12 protein-coding genes and 1 pseudogene are annotated in these 15,943 nt (G+C 63.7%); 6 read left to right on the forward strand and 7 right to left on the reverse strand.

Annotated features, from left to right (window positions below):
* Positions 1 to 77 precede the first annotated feature (77 nt).
* A complete protein-coding gene (locus HU230_RS11230) occupies positions 78 to 1,427 on the reverse strand; it encodes a M23 family metallopeptidase (RefSeq protein WP_176531619.1) in 1,350 nt (449 codons plus the stop codon).
* A gap of 99 nt (positions 1,428 to 1,526) precedes the next feature.
* Positions 1,527 to 2,261, reverse strand: coding sequence for a peroxiredoxin (locus tag HU230_RS11235; protein ID WP_176535058.1), 735 nt, complete (start codon positions 2,259 to 2,261; stop codon positions 1,527 to 1,529).
* A gap of 226 nt (positions 2,262 to 2,487) precedes the next feature.
* On the opposite strand from HU230_RS11235, the gene HU230_RS11240 reads away from it, so the two are divergent.
* Complete coding sequence (locus HU230_RS11240; protein WP_176531618.1) at positions 2,488 to 6,192, forward strand: YhdP family protein; 3,705 nt, start codon at positions 2,488 to 2,490, stop codon at positions 6,190 to 6,192.
* A 1,281-nt stretch (positions 6,193 to 7,473) separates the two neighbouring features.
* Here HU230_RS11240 and HU230_RS11245 read toward each other — a convergent pair.
* Both HU230_RS11245 and HU230_RS11250 read right to left on the reverse strand, forming a co-directional pair.
* Positions 7,474 to 7,809: a c-type cytochrome gene (locus HU230_RS11245; protein WP_224924408.1), complete on the reverse strand. Its 336-nt coding sequence runs from the start codon at positions 7,807 to 7,809 to the stop codon at positions 7,474 to 7,476.
* A 250-nt stretch (positions 7,810 to 8,059) separates the two neighbouring features.
* Positions 8,060 to 8,252 (reverse strand): annotated as a pseudogene (locus HU230_RS11250) (MFS transporter); the annotation flags it as partial.
* Positions 8,253 to 8,395: 143 nt separating this feature from the next.
* Here HU230_RS11250 and HU230_RS11255 point away from each other — a divergent pair.
* Positions 8,396 to 10,150: a hypothetical protein gene (locus tag HU230_RS11255; protein WP_176531617.1), complete on the forward strand. Its 1,755-nt coding sequence runs from the start codon at positions 8,396 to 8,398 to the stop codon at positions 10,148 to 10,150.
* 68 nt (positions 10,151 to 10,218) lie between these two features.
* Here HU230_RS11255 and HU230_RS11260 read toward each other — a convergent pair whose 3' ends face one another.
* Together HU230_RS11260 and HU230_RS44060 are read right to left on the reverse strand one after the other, a co-directional pair.
* Positions 10,219 to 10,845, reverse strand: coding sequence for a cupin domain-containing protein (locus HU230_RS11260; protein WP_224943209.1), 627 nt, complete (start codon positions 10,843 to 10,845; stop codon positions 10,219 to 10,221).
* A gap of 24 nt (positions 10,846 to 10,869) precedes the next feature.
* Positions 10,870 to 10,986, reverse strand: a complete 117-nt coding sequence (locus HU230_RS44060; protein ID WP_420840855.1) for a hypothetical protein — start codon at positions 10,984 to 10,986, stop codon at positions 10,870 to 10,872.
* Between HU230_RS44060 and HU230_RS11265 the strand changes: the two genes are divergently transcribed.
* Entirely contained in the window at positions 10,985 to 11,413 is a 429-nt protein-coding gene (locus tag HU230_RS11265; RefSeq protein ID WP_176528443.1) for a hypothetical protein, read from the forward strand. The two genes, HU230_RS44060 and HU230_RS11265, sit on opposite strands and share 2 nt — an antisense overlap.
* 10 nt (positions 11,414 to 11,423) lie before the next feature.
* Here HU230_RS11265 and HU230_RS11270 read toward each other — a convergent pair whose 3' ends face one another.
* Positions 11,424 to 12,227, reverse strand: coding sequence for a helix-turn-helix domain-containing protein (locus HU230_RS11270; protein ID WP_176531615.1), 804 nt, complete (start codon positions 12,225 to 12,227; stop codon positions 11,424 to 11,426).
* A gap of 236 nt (positions 12,228 to 12,463) precedes the next feature.
* Here HU230_RS11270 and HU230_RS11275 point away from each other — a divergent pair, with 236 nt between their 5' ends.
* From HU230_RS11275 to HU230_RS11285, 3 genes are all read left to right on the forward strand, one after another.
* Positions 12,464 to 13,324 (forward strand): tyrosine-type recombinase/integrase, encoded by an 861-nt coding sequence (locus HU230_RS11275; RefSeq protein ID WP_029085027.1) that lies wholly within the window; start codon positions 12,464 to 12,466, stop codon positions 13,322 to 13,324.
* A 20-nt stretch (positions 13,325 to 13,344) separates the two neighbouring features.
* On the forward strand, positions 13,345 to 14,571 hold the full coding sequence (locus HU230_RS11280; protein WP_176528572.1) for an IS91 family transposase: 1,227 nt from the start codon (positions 13,345 to 13,347) through the stop codon (positions 14,569 to 14,571).
* Between the two features lie 418 nt (positions 14,572 to 14,989).
* Positions 14,990 to 15,941 (forward strand): IS630 family transposase gene (locus HU230_RS11285; RefSeq protein WP_176529724.1). Its coding sequence is split into 2 segments (ribosomal slippage): positions 14,990 to 15,330 and positions 15,329 to 15,941, totalling 954 coding nucleotides; the frame shifts between segments, so codons are not numbered across the junction.
* Positions 15,942 to 15,943: the final 2 nt, after the last annotated feature.

Here is a 15,943-nt window from a genome sequence, read left to right on the forward strand (position 1 = left end):
ACCGCTTTGCGGTCTACGTGACCCAAAAGCCGACAGTCCCAGCAATCTCGGTCGTTCCCGATTTATGAGTTCACGGCCTAGCCCGCGCTGAGTCGGACGCCGGCGCGGAGGAATTTCTGCGGATCGACCGCTTCGCCGTCGATGCGGGTCTCGTAGTGCAGATGCGGACCGGTGGAACGTCCGGTCGAACCGACGGCGCCGATCACCTGGCCGATCTTGACGTATTCACCGACCTTGACGCCGATCTCGGAGAGATGGCCGTAGCGGGTCGACAGCCCATTGCCGTGATCGACCTCGACCATGCGGCCGTAGCCGCCGGCCCAGCCCGCCGACACCACCTTGCCGTTGGCGGTGACGCGCACCGGATCGCCCTGCGCGGCGCGGAAGTCGAGCCCGGTGTGCATCGCCGGACGGCCGAGGAAGGGATCGGAGCGAACGCCGAAGCCGCTGGTGAATTCGACCTCGCCGACCACGGGCTTGCGATAAGGCACCAGCGCCAGCGTCTGGTTCAGGCGCTGCATCTGCGCGCGGTTGATGTTGATGCGGTAGAGCTGGCGCTCGAACGCGCCGGCGTCGGGCGCGAGCTTCACCGGCACATAGGGGCCCCCCATGCCGGAGCGCGGCGTCGCGGCTTCGAGCTGCGCCATGTTGAGGCCGAGATCGGAGATCACGCCGCGCATCCGGCGCACCCGCGATTCGATGCCGTCCTCGACCGAGGAGAGTGCTGCGACCTGGCGCCGCTCGACCTGGTCGAGCGAGGTTTGCAGACGGACCAGGACGTTGTCGACGCCCTGGGCCTTGGCGAACTGGTTCGGCTGCGCCTTGGCGATCAGCGGCGCGCGCGATTCCAGCCGCGCCTCGCGATCCGGCGGCGCCACGAAGATCACGGTGTCGCTGATCGGGGAGGGCTTCGGCGTACCGGATGACGGCGCGGCGTCGGCGCGGCCCTGCGGCTTGATCGATCCGGTGGTCGCAACATCAGGCATCGCGCCGAGCGCGGTGGCGCGTGATTCCAGCGCCGACTGCCGCTTCATGATCTGGTCGAGCTTCTGGTCGAACTGTTCCTGATCGAGCAGCTGGCGGCTGGTGGTGCGGTCAACCTTGGCGCGCAGCTCCGAGATGCGGTCCTCATAGGCGTATTGCATCTCGGCCTGGCGCGCGATCAACCGGGTCAGGACGTCGTCACGGAACGCGAAATACGTCGCAGTCGCCGCCGACCACATGCCGAGCAGGACCACGGTGCCGACCGCGATCCAGAACACCACCGGTCCGAACCGGACCTGCTTGCCGGCATGGACCAGCGTATAACCCTCGCCGGAGGCGGCCGCCGTCTGTGCGGCATGCTGGGCCACCGGACGGCGCGCCGGCGACCGGCCATGGTCTTGCGGATGATGGTGTTTCTGGTGATGACCGGACCGGCTCGACATCGGTACTCCCGCGGCCGGTCGGACCAAGCTCCGTACGGCTAATCTGCGGGGCCGATTTGAGCCCGCCATGGTTAATTTTCAGGAAACGGAACCCTCCGGTCAGAGCGATCGGGCGGCCTCCAATACCGCTTCGGCATGGCCGTCGACCTTCACATGACGCCAGATCCGCGCGACTTTTCCACTGGAATCGACCAGAACCGTGGTGCGAATAATTCCCATGAAGGTCCTGCCATACATGGATTTTTCGCCCCAGGCGCCATACGCCTCCAGCATCTGATGAGCCGGGTCCGAGACCAGCGGCAACGACAGCTGGTGTTTGTCTCGAAATGACTCCTGCGCCTTAACCGTATCGGCGGAAATGCCGACCACCTCGGCACCTGAAGCCACGAACTCATTCTTGAGCCGCGTGAAGTCGATCGCCTCCCTGGTGCAGCCGGGGGTGTCGGCGCGGGGATAGAAGAACAGCACCAGCTTCTTGCCGGCAAAATCCCTCAGTGAAACGCTGCCTCCGCCGTCGCGCGGCAGGTCAAACGCTGGTGCCGCGGCGCCCTCAGCGAGTGTGACGGAGGACGACCTGGTCACGGTCGCGGCCGGCGCAGGCTTTAACGGTTTCGATGCGGCCTTGTGCGAGGCTTTGCCTTGAACACCCGTTGCGGTCTTGGTGGTGGTCTTGGCCTTCGCCTTTGTTGCTTTCTTGGCCGCGGCCTTCTTCGCAACCGTTGTGCGGGTTTTCGTCGCGGACTTCCCAGTGCTTGCGCCTGCGGCGCGCGCAACCTTTGTTGCGACCCGCTTTCCGGTTGTGTTGGAGGATTTCTTGCGCGTTTTCTTGGACATACGCCTTCCTTTCGTCGCTTTCCGAAGCTCAACCATTGGGGTATTGCGGTCTCATTCGCAGCGGCCGGATTCGCATCGGCTGCTGGGCAAGTTTGATGGCCACGGAGTATGGTGACAAGGAATTCGACGCGTTACCCGTCCGCTTGCTGAATTGGCTTTTGATTGGTTGTTTTGGTCCGTTCCGGGGCCGTCGGCGAGTAACATGATTAGGCGAGGATAGGCGGCGATGCCGGCAAGGGAGCGCTCGATAACAGTCGACGGGCGCCCCTATGGCGGCGATCAGCTTCGCCGTCAGCACCGAGAGGCAATGGCAAGGAACACGTCGCCGCAGGGTCCAAATCCGCGCGCCGGGACTGACTTCTCGCAATGGGAAGACGACGCCGCGTGGGACGAGCAGGATGAGGCGGCGGGCAACCGTGCGCGGCAATTGCTGGCGCGTTCCAACCCCAACCTGCATCGTTTCACCGATTTCTGTTCCGGCATGCAGCGCTGGCTGCACGGCGAGCGCTGGATCCGTCGCATCGGGCTCGTGCTCGTGGTGCTGGTCGTGATGTTCGCGACCTGCTTCGGCGCATTGTGGTGGCGGCTCGGCGCCGGTCCGATCAATCTCGATTTGGCGACGCCATGGCTGGCCGCGGCGATCGAGGAGAATATCGGTCACGGCAACACGGTCGAGGTCGGCGGAACGCAGATCGAGCGCGCCGGCCGCATCAGGATCGCGGTACGCATCCGTGACATCATCGTCCGCGACCGCGACCACGCGGTCGTTGCCAGCGCGCCGAAAGCCGAAGTGCGCTTGTCGGGAACGGCATTGCTGATGGGCCAGTTGCGGGCGGAGAGCCTCAATCTGGTCGATGCGGAACTGTCGGTGCGCATCACGCCCGACGGCAATGTCACTGTGTCCGCCGGCGACACCGCAAAACCGCTCGCCACCGGCGTTGCATCCAAGCGGGAGGCGGGGCTGCCGCCAACATTCCCGCGGCCGACGACCGCTGCGCCGCCGCCACCGGTTGCATTGCCTCCGATTGCCTCCGGGCCCTCGGCGTCTGCACCCGATTCGGCCCAGAGTGGGCTGCTCGCCGGCCTCGACTGGCTCGATAGCCTCAGCATGACCGGCCTCGACGGTCAGAACCTCAACGAGATCGGCCTGAAGAACGGCAATCTCGTCGTCGACGACCAGCAGCGCGGCAACAAATGGAGCTTTGAGAATATCAGCCTGAGCCTGCGGCGCCCGAGCGGCGGCGGGGTTGCGCTCAGCTTCGGCGAGGACGGCGCAAAGCCCTGGTCGGTCCGTGTCCTGGTTGGACCGCAGCAGAACGGCGTGCGCTCGGTCGACATCAAGGCCGACAAGGTCTCCACCCGCAACATCCTGCTCGCGATGCGGACCAAGGATCTCACCTACACCGCCGACCTGCCGCTGTCGGGCGAGATGAAGGGCGAGCTCGGCCGCGACGGCCTGCCGACCTATTTTCGCGGCAAGGTCAATGTCGGCGCCGGCAACATCATCGACACCGACACGCCCGACTACCCGATGCCGGTCGATTCGGCCGAGATGAGCGTCGAGTGGGATTCGGGGCGCCGCGTGCTGCTGGCGCCGATCAAGATCGTCTCGGGCGCCAACCGCATCACGCTGCTCGGCCATCTCGAGCCGCCGAACGACAACGTCACCGACTGGCAGGCGGGCCTGTCGGGGGGCACCATCGTGCTGGCCGGCGCCGATAAGAATGAACCGCCGCTGATCTTCAATCGCATCAACGTCGGCTTCCGGTTCGACACCGAGAAGAAGCGGGTGCTGCTGACCCAGGCCGACATCTCCAATGGCGAGATCGGCGTCGCCGGCACCGGCAGCATCGACTATTCCGGCGAGCCGCGGTTGCAACTCGGCTTCGCCGGCACCCCGATGTCGGCCTCCGCGCTGAAGCGGATGTGGCCGATCATCATCGTGCCCGAGGTGCGTGAATGGGTACTCGAGCGGATCGACCGCGGCACGCTCCAGCGCATCGATGTCGGCGTCAATTCGCCGGTACATAATCTGTCGCGCAAGGGACCACCGATCCCGGATGACGGTCTCTCGGTCAACATCGTCGCCTCGGGTGTCACGGTGCGCCCGGTGGATCAGATGCCCGCAGTGCATGACGCGGATCTGAAAGCCAGGGTCACCGGCCGCACCGCGACGGTGACCATCAACCAGGGCATCGCCGACACGCCGGCAGGCCGCAAGATCACGCTGTCGGATTTCAGCTTCGAGGTGCCGGACATGGCGCCGAAACCGTCGCCGTCGAAGGTCAAGTTCCGGGTCGACTGTCCGGTGCCGGCCGCCGCCGAGATCCTCGCATCCGACCGGCTCAGCGATCTCTCCGGTCCGCCGATCGATCCCAACGCCAGCAAAGGCAACGTCACGGCCACGATCAATCTCGGCATGCCGGTGACGGGCGGACTGACCAAGGCCGACACGCAATATTCCGTCACCGCCGACATCTCCGGCGTTGCCGTCGACAAGCTGGTCATGAACCAGAAGCTCGAGGCCAACACGCTGAAGGTGATTGCGAGCAACGCCGGCTTCCAGGTCAAGGGCGACGTCAAGATCAACGGGCAGGCGGCCTCGCTCGACTACCGCAAGCCGGCCGACGGTGATGCCGACGTCAAGCTGCAGGCAACGCTGGATGACGCGAGCCGCGCGCGCCTCGGGCTTGATCTCGGCCCCGCAGTGTCGGGCGCGATCCCGATCAAGCTGAGCGGCAAGATCGGCAGCGGCGACAATCCCACCACCAAGATGGGCGTCGAGGCCGACCTGACCCAGCTCAAGCTCGACAACATCCTGCCCGGATGGGTCAAGGCGCAGGGCAGGGCCGGCAAGGCGACTTTCAACGTGGTGCCGAAGGGGCAGTCGACGCGGTTCGAGGATATCTCGATCGAAGGCAGCGGCGTCTCGATCAAGGGCGCGCTTGAGGTCGACCAGAACGGCGACCTGATGAATGCGAACTTCCCGACCTATGCGCCGTCGGACGGCGACAAGACATCGCTGCGGGCCGATCGCGGTCCCGACGGCGTGATCAAGGTGACGATGCGCGGCGACGTGTTCGATGGCCGCGGCTTCCTGAAATCGGCGATCTCCGGCCGCGACAGCGATCCCAAGAGCAAGACCAAGACGACCGATTTCGATGTCGATCTGAAGCTCGGCGCGGTGGCCGGGTTCAACGGCGAGGCGCTGCGCGGCGTCGACTCCAAGATCTCGCGCCGCAACGGGTTCTTCAAGGCGTTCACGCTGAGCGGCAGGGTCGGCCGCGATACTCCCGTCAGCGTCGATATGCGCGGCCGCCAGCAGGGCCGCGAGGTGATCTACCTGCAAACCGGCGACGCCGGCGCGTTCCTGCGCTTCATCGACACCTATTCGAAGGTGGTCGGCGGCCAGCTCACGCTGGCGATGGAGCCGCCGATCCCCGAGCCGAGCCCGAGGGAAGGCCTCATCAACATCACCGGCTTCTCGGTGAAGGGCGAAACCCAGCTCGACCGCGCCGTCGCCGGCGGGCCGGTCAGCACCCAGAACGGCATCGGGTTCGACGCGCTGCGCGCCGAGTTCACGCGCCAGAGCGGCCAGCTTTCGATCCGCAACGGCGTGGTCAAGGGACCGAGCATCGGCGCGACGATCGAAGGCAGCATCGACTATGTCGGCAATCAGGTGCGGATGAACGGCACCTTCATTCCGATGTACGGGCTGAACAACATGTTCGGCCAGATCCCGTTCTTCGGGATTTTCCTCGGCGCCGGCAGCAACGAAGGCCTGATCGGCGTGACCTATGAAGTGGTCGGCACGCCGAGCCAGCCGGTGCTGCGCGTCAACCCGATCTCGGCACTGGCGCCCGGCCTGACGCGCAAGATCTTCGAGTTCAAGCAGTACGGCCCCAACGATCTGCCGACGACGAACAATTAGGACACGCGCTCATCAACGTCCGCTGCAGGTGGAGATCGCGCGCTCGCTCTCGTCGTCGTTTTCGACCCGAAGCGGATTTGGCTTCAGTCGCTTCGCATCTCTCGTTTCGAACGATGGCTTCCGGGGCCAAGCCACCTCGCACACGCAATTGCAGTCGCGTTCTCAAATGAGCCGCCGTAGATCACGTACACGTCTTGTCGGCCGATCTCTCAGGGCAAAGATTGGTGCCGTCTCAGACGGTACAATCGACGTTCGGTAAGCTGCCGGGCCTCCTGTCGTCCGCCGCCTAGTAATATGCGCTTGACCATGTCGACGGGCTGTTGCTCTAGCGCCAGCGCCCCGGCCCTGAAGGGCCGGGATTTGCACCGGTGCTAGTAGCAGGGTGGATAGGGATAGTAACCGCAGCGATAGGCGCGCGATGCGCCATAGGCAGCGGCTCCGACTGCAGCAGCTCCGACGCCGACCGCAACTCCCCGGCGTACTGCTGCACCGCGGTAAGCACCACCGTGGTAGACGCCGCCGCGGTGGACGCCAGCGCGACCAACCCCGCCGCGATATGCGGAGGCCTCAGTTGAAATGGTCGCAATGCATCCGATGCCAATGATGATGGATGCTGCGACCGAAATAATACTTCGACGTGACATTATTGATCTCCTTCAGTTTACCATGAGAGCGTCTGGCGGCCCGTTTGAGGCAAAAGGAACACGGCCCCGCCAAAGACTTTTTGTGACGGGTTGCCGTGCTCAACGAGGCCTGGACGGGGTGATCGGGGCCCCTAACACAATCGCCGGAACGGCTCCCGCTTGTGCCGTTCGGCAAATGCTTGTTGAAATGCTAGGCCTCTGTTTTTGGAGCATATTGATTCAGAACAAGCGCTCGCACTAATGAGCACCATTCCCGCATCGAGTATGATCAGCCTTCTCGGTCAATGTTCCGCGCGAGGACGATCGGGAGCGAGCTTCCGATAAGAGAAAGCCGTCAGCCTTGGGGAAGCTGACGGCTCCAGGGTGGGGATGCGTAGGGGGTCTACGCATTGTCTGTTTAGACCCTTGGCGGCCGCTTCTGTTGACGGAGATCAAACCCGTAGCCAATGAAAAACTTTGGTGAAGCTGTGTGCCAAACGTCCGCCTCGGGCACAAAGCGGACATGGTGTGTTTAGGCGGCAATGTCAGCAATGGGCCGACGTCGTATCAGTCGCTCCGACTCTGGCGGCTTCAAAGTCCAAACGTTTGTGCTCGCGTGCCCATGTGGCGCCCAGCGCTCCCGCGAGATCGATAGGTGCTATTTCGGCTTGGATGGCTCCTGAATTGACTTCAGATAGCTGACGACCTCCTCAGCATCCTCCTTGTTGAAGCGGAAGGTCGGCATGGAGGGATGAATGCTGCTATAGCCGTCCTGCAGTCGTTGCAAGAAGTCGCTGTCGTAGAGTTTGGTTTCACTAAAGCTGCGAAAGGGTGGCGCCAGCCTGTTCGGGCTCGCGCCGGTCCTGCCAATGGCATGGCAGCCGGCGCATAGCTTTTGCAACATGTCTTTGCCCCTCCGTTGCTCCTCAGCTCGCGCGTGGGCGAAGGCGTTCCACAAGAGACCTATTGTCAGTATCAGCAAGAAACGCTTCATCGCAGTCTTTCCACCGTTTTGTCGCATCATCCTGTCATCCCAGCATCGCGAGGTTCTCAGCGAGGCTCCCGCTGCGGCCGCGAGAGAAGATCTAGGCATAGTTTGCCAGACGCGCCGAGTCACTCCGGAGAATTCCCTAAGCTCCATCGGCGGTCGATCACTTTGGTGCCTTTTGCATGCGCCTACATTGGCTTTCGGCCGCCTAAACTGGCGGCTTCTCCATAGCTTGCCAAACTTGGGTTTGCCGCAGTCAGCGCCGCAGCGCCGGTACCACCAGGAACGGGATCAGGCCGAGCACGACATTGACGAGCGCGAAGGCGATCAGCGGATTGTAGCTGTGGGTCCAGTCATGGATCAGGCCGCCGCCCCAGGAGCCATGGCCAGAGCCGAGAGCCCGGGGCGCTGCCGATCATGATGGCGCGGTAGGTCGTGCCGATGCGCCGACGTGAGATGCCGCAGTGAACGTGCGGTCGATTGTCGCACGCCCGTAACAGTCCGCCCGCAGATTGCGCGCGCCGACCGCCGCCATGGCGGGCGGCTACGCCGCCCTCACTTTCTGAAAAAATCTTACATTGGGAGAAAAGCAATGATCGCCAAAGGATTGCGCCCGCCTGTGGGGCTTCCGCTGTCTCGGCCGGTTCTTGCATTGACGCTGCTCGCCTCCACGGCGCTGGCCGGCAGTCTTGCGCACGCCGACGGCGATGACGTTCATTTCCGGCCAGGTCATCTGTTGTTGAGCCGTGCGGTGTTCGTCAACAACGCCGTCACCATCACGCCCGGCGTGACCCAGTTGCCGCCGAACTGCGTGTCGCCCAATTGCGTGACCGCCACGGCGGACGGCACCTATCCGACCGTGTTCAACAACGACGGTGTCGACGGCTCGTTCGGCCTGACTGCGAAAATCTTGCTCGACGAACTGCGTCTCGACGGCAGACATTTGCAGTCGCTCGAGGTGCCGAACAGCGCCCAGCGCGGTGTGTCCCAAAACAAGGACCAGATGGTCACCAGCTTCTCGTCAAAGTCCGAGCTGGCGCTCAATCTGTCGCTCGATCATCGCAGCGTGACCTTCATGGGCTATCTCGCTCCGATCGGCGCCATCGACGTGTCGAACTCCAACACCCCTGACGTCATCGATCCGACCAATCCGGTGCCCGGCACCTATTATCGCCTGGTCGCTGAAGTCGACGAGAACGGTCGCTTCCACTTCACCAAGGTGAACGGCTATAGCGGCAACAACGGCCGCGCTGCGATCTTCAACGATCGGCATGGTGCCGGTGTGTTCTACACCGCCGGCAACGCGGGCAATGGCGGCAACCCGCAGCCTGCGGGCGTCATCACGGGCGCCGGCATGCAGATCGCGAGAGAGGCCGACGCGCCGCTCGCGCGGCAGGCGGACCCGGGCGGACCTTTCCCGCTCGGCAGCTTCAACATCACCGAACTCGGCCAGAAGGCCGACAAGATCGGCAAGGACACCAATTTCCGCGGCCTCACCGTGTTCAACAACGTGATCTACACGACCAAGGGCAGCGGCGGGAACGGAATCAACACCGTCTACTTCATCGACACCACCGGCAACGCCGCCAACGGCAGTCCGAAGGCGTGCCCGAACGGCGTCGGCCTGCCGGCTCCGTCTGCGTCGCTGCCGACGACGCAGATCTTCTACGATGGCTCGAAGTTGGCGGGGCAGGGCGTCACGCCCTATAACATGTGCGTGCTGAGTGGTTTCCCGACTGCGCTCAAGAGCACGACCGCGTTCCCGTTCGGCATCTGGTTCGCCGACGCGAATACACTCTACGTCGCCGACGAAGGCAACGGCACCGCGACATTCGACCCGACATCGAACAGCTATACTGCTGCCAAGGCGCAGACATCAGCCGGATTGCAGAAGTGGGTGCTCGACAGCAATGCCGGCGCGTGGAAGCAGGTCTACACCTTGCAGGCGGGACTTGACCTCGGCGTCCCCTACACGGTGCAGGGCTATCCGACCGGCAACAACGCCGCGACCGGCAAGCCGTGGTCGCCGGCGACCGACGGCCTGCGCAACATCACCGGCCGCGTCAATCGCGACGGCAGCGTGTCGATCTGGGCGATCACCTCCACGGTGAGCGGCAGCGGCGACCAGGGTGCCGATCCGAACAAGCTCGTGATGATCACCGACAAGCTGTCCGCGGCCACGCTGCCGGCCGGCGAACGCTTTGTCACGCTGCGTACCGCGAACGCCGGCGAGGCGCTGCGTGGCGTGTCGTTCACGCCGGGCACCGGCGATGGCCGGGAGGAGGCCCATGACCGCGGCTCCTGTGGCCGTGACCACCGCAGCGACGATTGCCGCGACACCGATTGAACGAAAGACGTCACAGCCTTCGGCCTCTCTCCACGTGCCTGTGGGGAGAGGCCGCCGACCATGCCAAATCATTGCGGCGCGGGCGATGGCTCTCCTGGAAAGCGAACCCCGAAGCGCTGGATCAGACCGGGGACGCTGCTCATATCCATGTCGAGTGCATAGCGCGCGCAGAGCGTCGCCAGCCGCTGCGGATCAGGGGGACCGTTGCTCAACTCTGCTCCGAGCTCACGGAAATAGTTCTCGAAGCCGGCCGGTGAAATGATCTCCAATACGCGGGCGGGCGTGTCCCCGGCATTCCAGAACGTGTGCCACTGCTCGCGCGGCTTGAAGATCAGGTCTCCCGGATTGCCGATCGCGACGGTATCGCCGAGCAACGCCCCGATGCGGCCCTCGAGGACGAAGCTGTACTCGTCCTCGTGATGATGCCGGTGCATGGGCGCTGCCAAAGCGCGCGGCTGCATCGGATGTTCGACAAGGGCGAAGCGCCCACCGGCGTCGTCCTCTTCAATCATGAATCGGGCGCTGGTACCGCCGAGAATTGCGAGATGACCATCTTGCGGGCCGAGTATTCGCGGCGATACCATGTTGTCCTTCCTGGAGGGATCCGGATTCGTCGGCATGTCCATCGCTCCGGTTGTCGGCCCGGCAATGGCGACCGCGATGCCGGCCGTGATGCCAAACGCGCGTGGCGTCATTCTCGTCGCCGTCTCGGCTTCCCGCTAGGGCCGGCCTTGCGGCGGAGGCGGTAGCGCGCCAATCTGATGAAGCAGCGCGAACCGGTCGGGCACGCCCCAATGTTCGACGAGCCTGCCGTCGGCAAATCGGCAGATGTCCATGACATCGATGGAAACAGGTTTTCCCGAGCGCGGGTCGACGCCCGTTGCCTTGCTTCGCGCCCACACCGTATCGCGCGTTCACGATCGCTTCGATCGTGAGCTTCAAGTCCTTGATGCTGCGCCGCGCGTCCTCGATCTGCGCTTTCAGGATTTGTGGGCCGGGAATATCCGTTTTCGACAGATACTCATGCTCGATCAGCGTCTCGGCGCAAACTTCGTCCGCGACTGTCAGGTCGCCGTGAGAAGAGCCGCGCTCGACGATGGCCTTGAAGCGCTCCAGATTGGTCGACATGTTCATCGCTCCAGCTCTCGGGCCGGCGACCGCGATGCCAATCGCAACGACGCCGAATTCGCGCCGCGTCATTCTCGCTGCCATGCCGGCCTCCAGGGCAGACCTTGCGGGAAGCGCCGGCGAAGGCGCTTGTAAATTTTGGTCATCAGCCGGGGAAAAAGACGTTGTCCCAGTCGCCGATGAGGCTGCTGGGCGGCAAGCCGGCGAAAGCGTGGCATTCGCGGATGAAATGGGCCTGATCGAAATAGCCGAGTTCGTGGACAATGTCGGTCCAGGACCGGTTCGGGGCATCGCGGCGGGCGACCAGCGCCCTGTCGAACCGGATCGTTCGCGCAAACAGCTTTGGCGTCATTCCGACCTGCGTCGCGAAACGACGCTGGAACTGGCTGGTGCTGAGGCCGGAATTTGCAACGAGGTCCTCGATCCGCGTACGGCCCCGGACGGCGATCATCCGGCGTGATGTGGCGGCGATCGTGCAGTCGGGGCCGCGCTTCTCGAGCATCGCCTCGACCCAGCGTTCGACCGCGGCGAGGCGCAGATCGAAGTCCGGCGCCATGCGCACGGAATCGCCGAGTGACGTGGCGGATTTGCCGAGAACGTCCGAGGCTGCCGGATCCTGGTTGACCAAAGTGGTCATGTCGATCCCAACCAACCGGTTCAAGCCGGGCGGTTGAAAGAGAATGTTGAAGACATGGACTGAGCCTGACAGGCAGACATGCGCGCGACGATAGGTCTGCGGTCCAACCACACCCACATCTGGCGTCGTGCTGAGCCGGCCGCCGTCGATGCGCACGCGATATGGTTCAGCCAGATGGATATCCAGGATCTGATGCGGCCGTGCGGCGACGGGCCAGGCCAGCACGGCGCTCCCCAATTCCACGCGCCGTTCCTCGAACGAGCGCAGGACGCCGCGAAGTTTGGGATGGGGTAGCGCCCGCTTGATATCCATCGAGGACCTCGGCGGCGGAAGCCTAGATCGACCCGGGACTTGCGACAATATCTGTCTTGTCGGCGCAGTTGCCGCGTGTGCTCCGAACGGAGCACTAGAGCATTTTCTGACCTGGCGGAATCGGAAGGGATTGAACTAAGCCGCTGCCGCGGCGTAGGGGGCAAGGTGGCATAGATCGCCTCCTGGCTGAGAGGATGTGGGTGTTGGAGCCCACCCCCTCAGACAGGAGTATCGAGATGGCCGATTTGAGCCCTCTTCGCCGCCGCATGATCGAAGACATGACCGTCCGCAATCTGTCGCCGGCGACGCAAAGATCCTACATCAGCGCGGTTTCGAAGTTCAGCCGCTATTTTGGCCGATCGCCTGACCGGTTAGAGCTGGAAGACGTCCGCGCCTTCCAGGTGCATTTGGTCTCGACCGGCATCTCATGGCCGGCGCTGAACCAGATCGTCTGTGCGCTACGGTTTTTCTACGGCGTCACGCTCGGCGAGGCGCTCATCCCAGAGCGCATTCCCTATGCGCGAGAACCGCGCAAGCTGCCGGTCGTTCTCAGCGCCGACGAAGTGGTTCAGTTTCTTGAAGCGGTATCGAGCCTGAAGAGCCGCGCCGCGCTCACCACCGCCTATGCGGCCGGGCTCAGGGCCTCGGAGGTTGCGGGACTGCGGATCGAAGACATCGACAGCGCCCGCGGCGTCATCCAGGTGCGCCACGGCAAGGGCGCGAAGGATCGCAACGTGATGCTGTCGCCCCAGCTGCTGGGCATCCTGCGCACCTACTGGCGGCTCGCCCGGCCGCGGCTTTATCTGTTCCCTGGTCGTGACGAAGATCATCCGATCGATCAGACCGTGCTGCATGCCGCCTGCCGGTCGGCGGTGAAGGCTGCGGGCCTGACCAAGCGCGTCACGCTGCACACGCTGCGCCACAGCTTCGCGACACATCTTCTCGAGAACGGAACCGATATCCGGATCATCCAGGTCTTGCTCGGGCACAATAATTTGTCGTCGACAGCGCGCTACACGCAGGTCGCCACCGATACGATCCGAGCGACGCAGAGCCCGCTCGATCGCCTGTCGCTGGAGGTGACGCCACCTGGATGACCCGCAGCGGGATGCGGGTCATGACCCGCTCCGACATCCGCTCCAACAGGCCCGCCATCGAGATTGCCGATATTCTGTGCCGGCATGGCGACGCCTATCGCCGTGTACATGCCGGTCATCTGGGGCGGGTCGAGCGGCGCGTGATGAGCGCGATCGTTGCGTGCCGGACCGAGGCGCTCGGCGGCCACATGCAGGCTTGCGACGACTGCGGCACGACACGCGTTGCCTATAATTCCTGCCGCAATCGGCACTGTCCGAAGTGTCAGGGGAGAGCCCGAGCCGCGTGGCTCGCCGCGCGTCAAGCCGACCTGCTTCCGGTTCCCTATTTCCACGTCGTCTTTACACTTCCCGCACCGATCGCCGCGATCGCTTTCCAGAACAAGGCCGTCGTCTATGCCATCCTGTTCAAGGCTGCCGCCGAGGCGATGACGACGCTCGCCGCCAATCCACGCCGGCTCGGCGGTGCGATCGGCGGCGTCGCCGTCCTCCACACCTGGGGACAGACGCTGATGCATCATCCCCACGTCCATTGCGTCGTTCCGGGTGGCGGCCTCTCGCCCGATGGCGCGCGCTGGACCGCTTGCCGACCGAACTTCTTCCTGGCCGTCAAACCGTTGTCCAGACTATTTCGCACACTTTTTCTCAAACGTCTGTCGGCAGCCTTCAACTCCGGTGCCTTGCGTTTCTTCGGCGATCTCGGAGCTCTGGCCGAGCCGGCTGCCTTTGCGGCCCACCTCGACGCCATGCGACGCATCAACTGGGTTGTTTACGCCAAACGGCCCTTCGGCGGACCCGCACAGGTCCTGGCCTATCTCGGCCGCTACACCCATCGCGTCGCGATCGCCAACAGCCGGCTCGTCGCACTCGACGACGATCATGTCGCCTTCTCATGGAAGGACTATCGCCAAAACAGCGCGACAAAGATCATGAATCTCAAGCCCGATGAGTTCATTCGCCGTTTCCTGCTTCATACGCTGCCTGACGGCTTCCACCGCATCCGCCACTTCGGCTTCATGGCCAACCGCCATCGCGCTGCCAAGCTCGCCCTTTGCCGCGAACTTCTCGATCATGAGCGAACAGCCCCAAACGATGGCCAGCCGTCGCCTGTGGATTCGGAGGCTCAAACCCGGGCCGAGGTTCCTGCCTGTCCCGATTGTGGTGGCGTCATGCGCATCATTGAGCGCTTTCGACATAGCTTCAGACGCCCCAGCCCTCGAACATCACCGTTCCGATGCGACACATCGTGAGCCAAGTCATGTCGTGCACGACGATCATCATTCGTCATTTCGCTCCCAGCGTCTCGATCATCGCGGACGATGTCGAATCCGTGCTGTCACACTGCGCGACAACAACCGTCCGATGCAGCAAAAGGCCTATCGCGATCTCAGGCGAAGCGCGTCTGATCTCAACTCTTCCAGGATGCGCACTCCTGTGTCTCTGCCTCACGCGCCGAGCCAGCAGATCGGGCATGGCGATCTCGAACAATCCCCATAGCTGCAAAACCGCGAATAGCCTCCCGCGCCTTCGTTCAATCCGGCTTCAATGAGGTCGCGTCATAAGCGCCTGCCGCGCCCTCGCGTGAGCGCGACCTCACAGAACCCTCCAGATTCCCTTGTGAGGCAAATCGTGATTCACCCTGAGGGCTGGTGATGGAGGCCAGCCCCCATGGCTAAGCCGCTCTCGCCGGACCTTCGCCTTCGCATTATTCGGGCTGTGGAAGAGGAAGGCATGAGCTGTCGGGGCGCCGCCGGCCGGTTCGGCGTAGCGCCATCGACAGCGATCGAACTGGTCAACGAATGGCGCAGCACCGGCGCTTGTGAGGCGGGAGCGCAGGGCGGAGACAGACGTTCAGCTCGGATCGAGGGTCATGCTGCGGAGATCCTCTCCCTGGTCAAGGCTACGCCTGACATGACGCTGGCCGAGATCGCTGACCATCTCCTCAAAGTCCACGGCGAGCGTTTCGTGCCGAGCGTGGTCTGGCGATTCTTCGATCGCCGCAACATCACGTTCAAAAAAAACATCGCACGCCAGCGAGCAGGATCGGCCGGACGTGGCCGCTGAACGCGCGGCGTGGAAGGCATCTCAGCCTGAGATCGGCATCCATCGGTTGGTGTTTATCGACGAGACGGGAGCCTCGACCAAGATGGCGCGGCGCTATGGCCGCTCGCCGTACGGCCAGCGCTGTGTCGCAGCGCTCCCGCATGGTCATTGGAAGACGACGACCTTCGTCGGCGCGCTCAGAGCGACCGGCATGACTGCGCCGATGGTCCTTGACGGTCCCATGGATGGTCTGGCGTTCGAGGCTTACGTGACGCAAGTCCTCGTGCCGACACTCAGGCCCGGCGACATCGTGGTGATGGACAATCTCGCAGCACACAAGCGCGCCGAGGTCGGCATCGCAATCGATGCCGTGGGCGCCCAGCTCCTCTATTTGCCGCCTTATTCGCCCGACCTCAATCCGATCGAAATGGCCTTCGCCAAGCTCAAAGCCGCACTTCGAAAGGCCGCCGCCAGATCAATCGAGGCTTTGGACAACGCTATTGCCACCGCCCTGACCGCCTTCACCGCCCAAAAGTGCCTGAACTTCTTCGCCGCAGCCGGTTATGACCGTGTCTGATC

Origin of the sequence: Bradyrhizobium quebecense, assembly GCF_013373795.3 — a bacterium.
GTDB classification, from domain to species: Bacteria; Pseudomonadota; Alphaproteobacteria; order Rhizobiales; family Xanthobacteraceae; genus Bradyrhizobium; species Bradyrhizobium quebecense.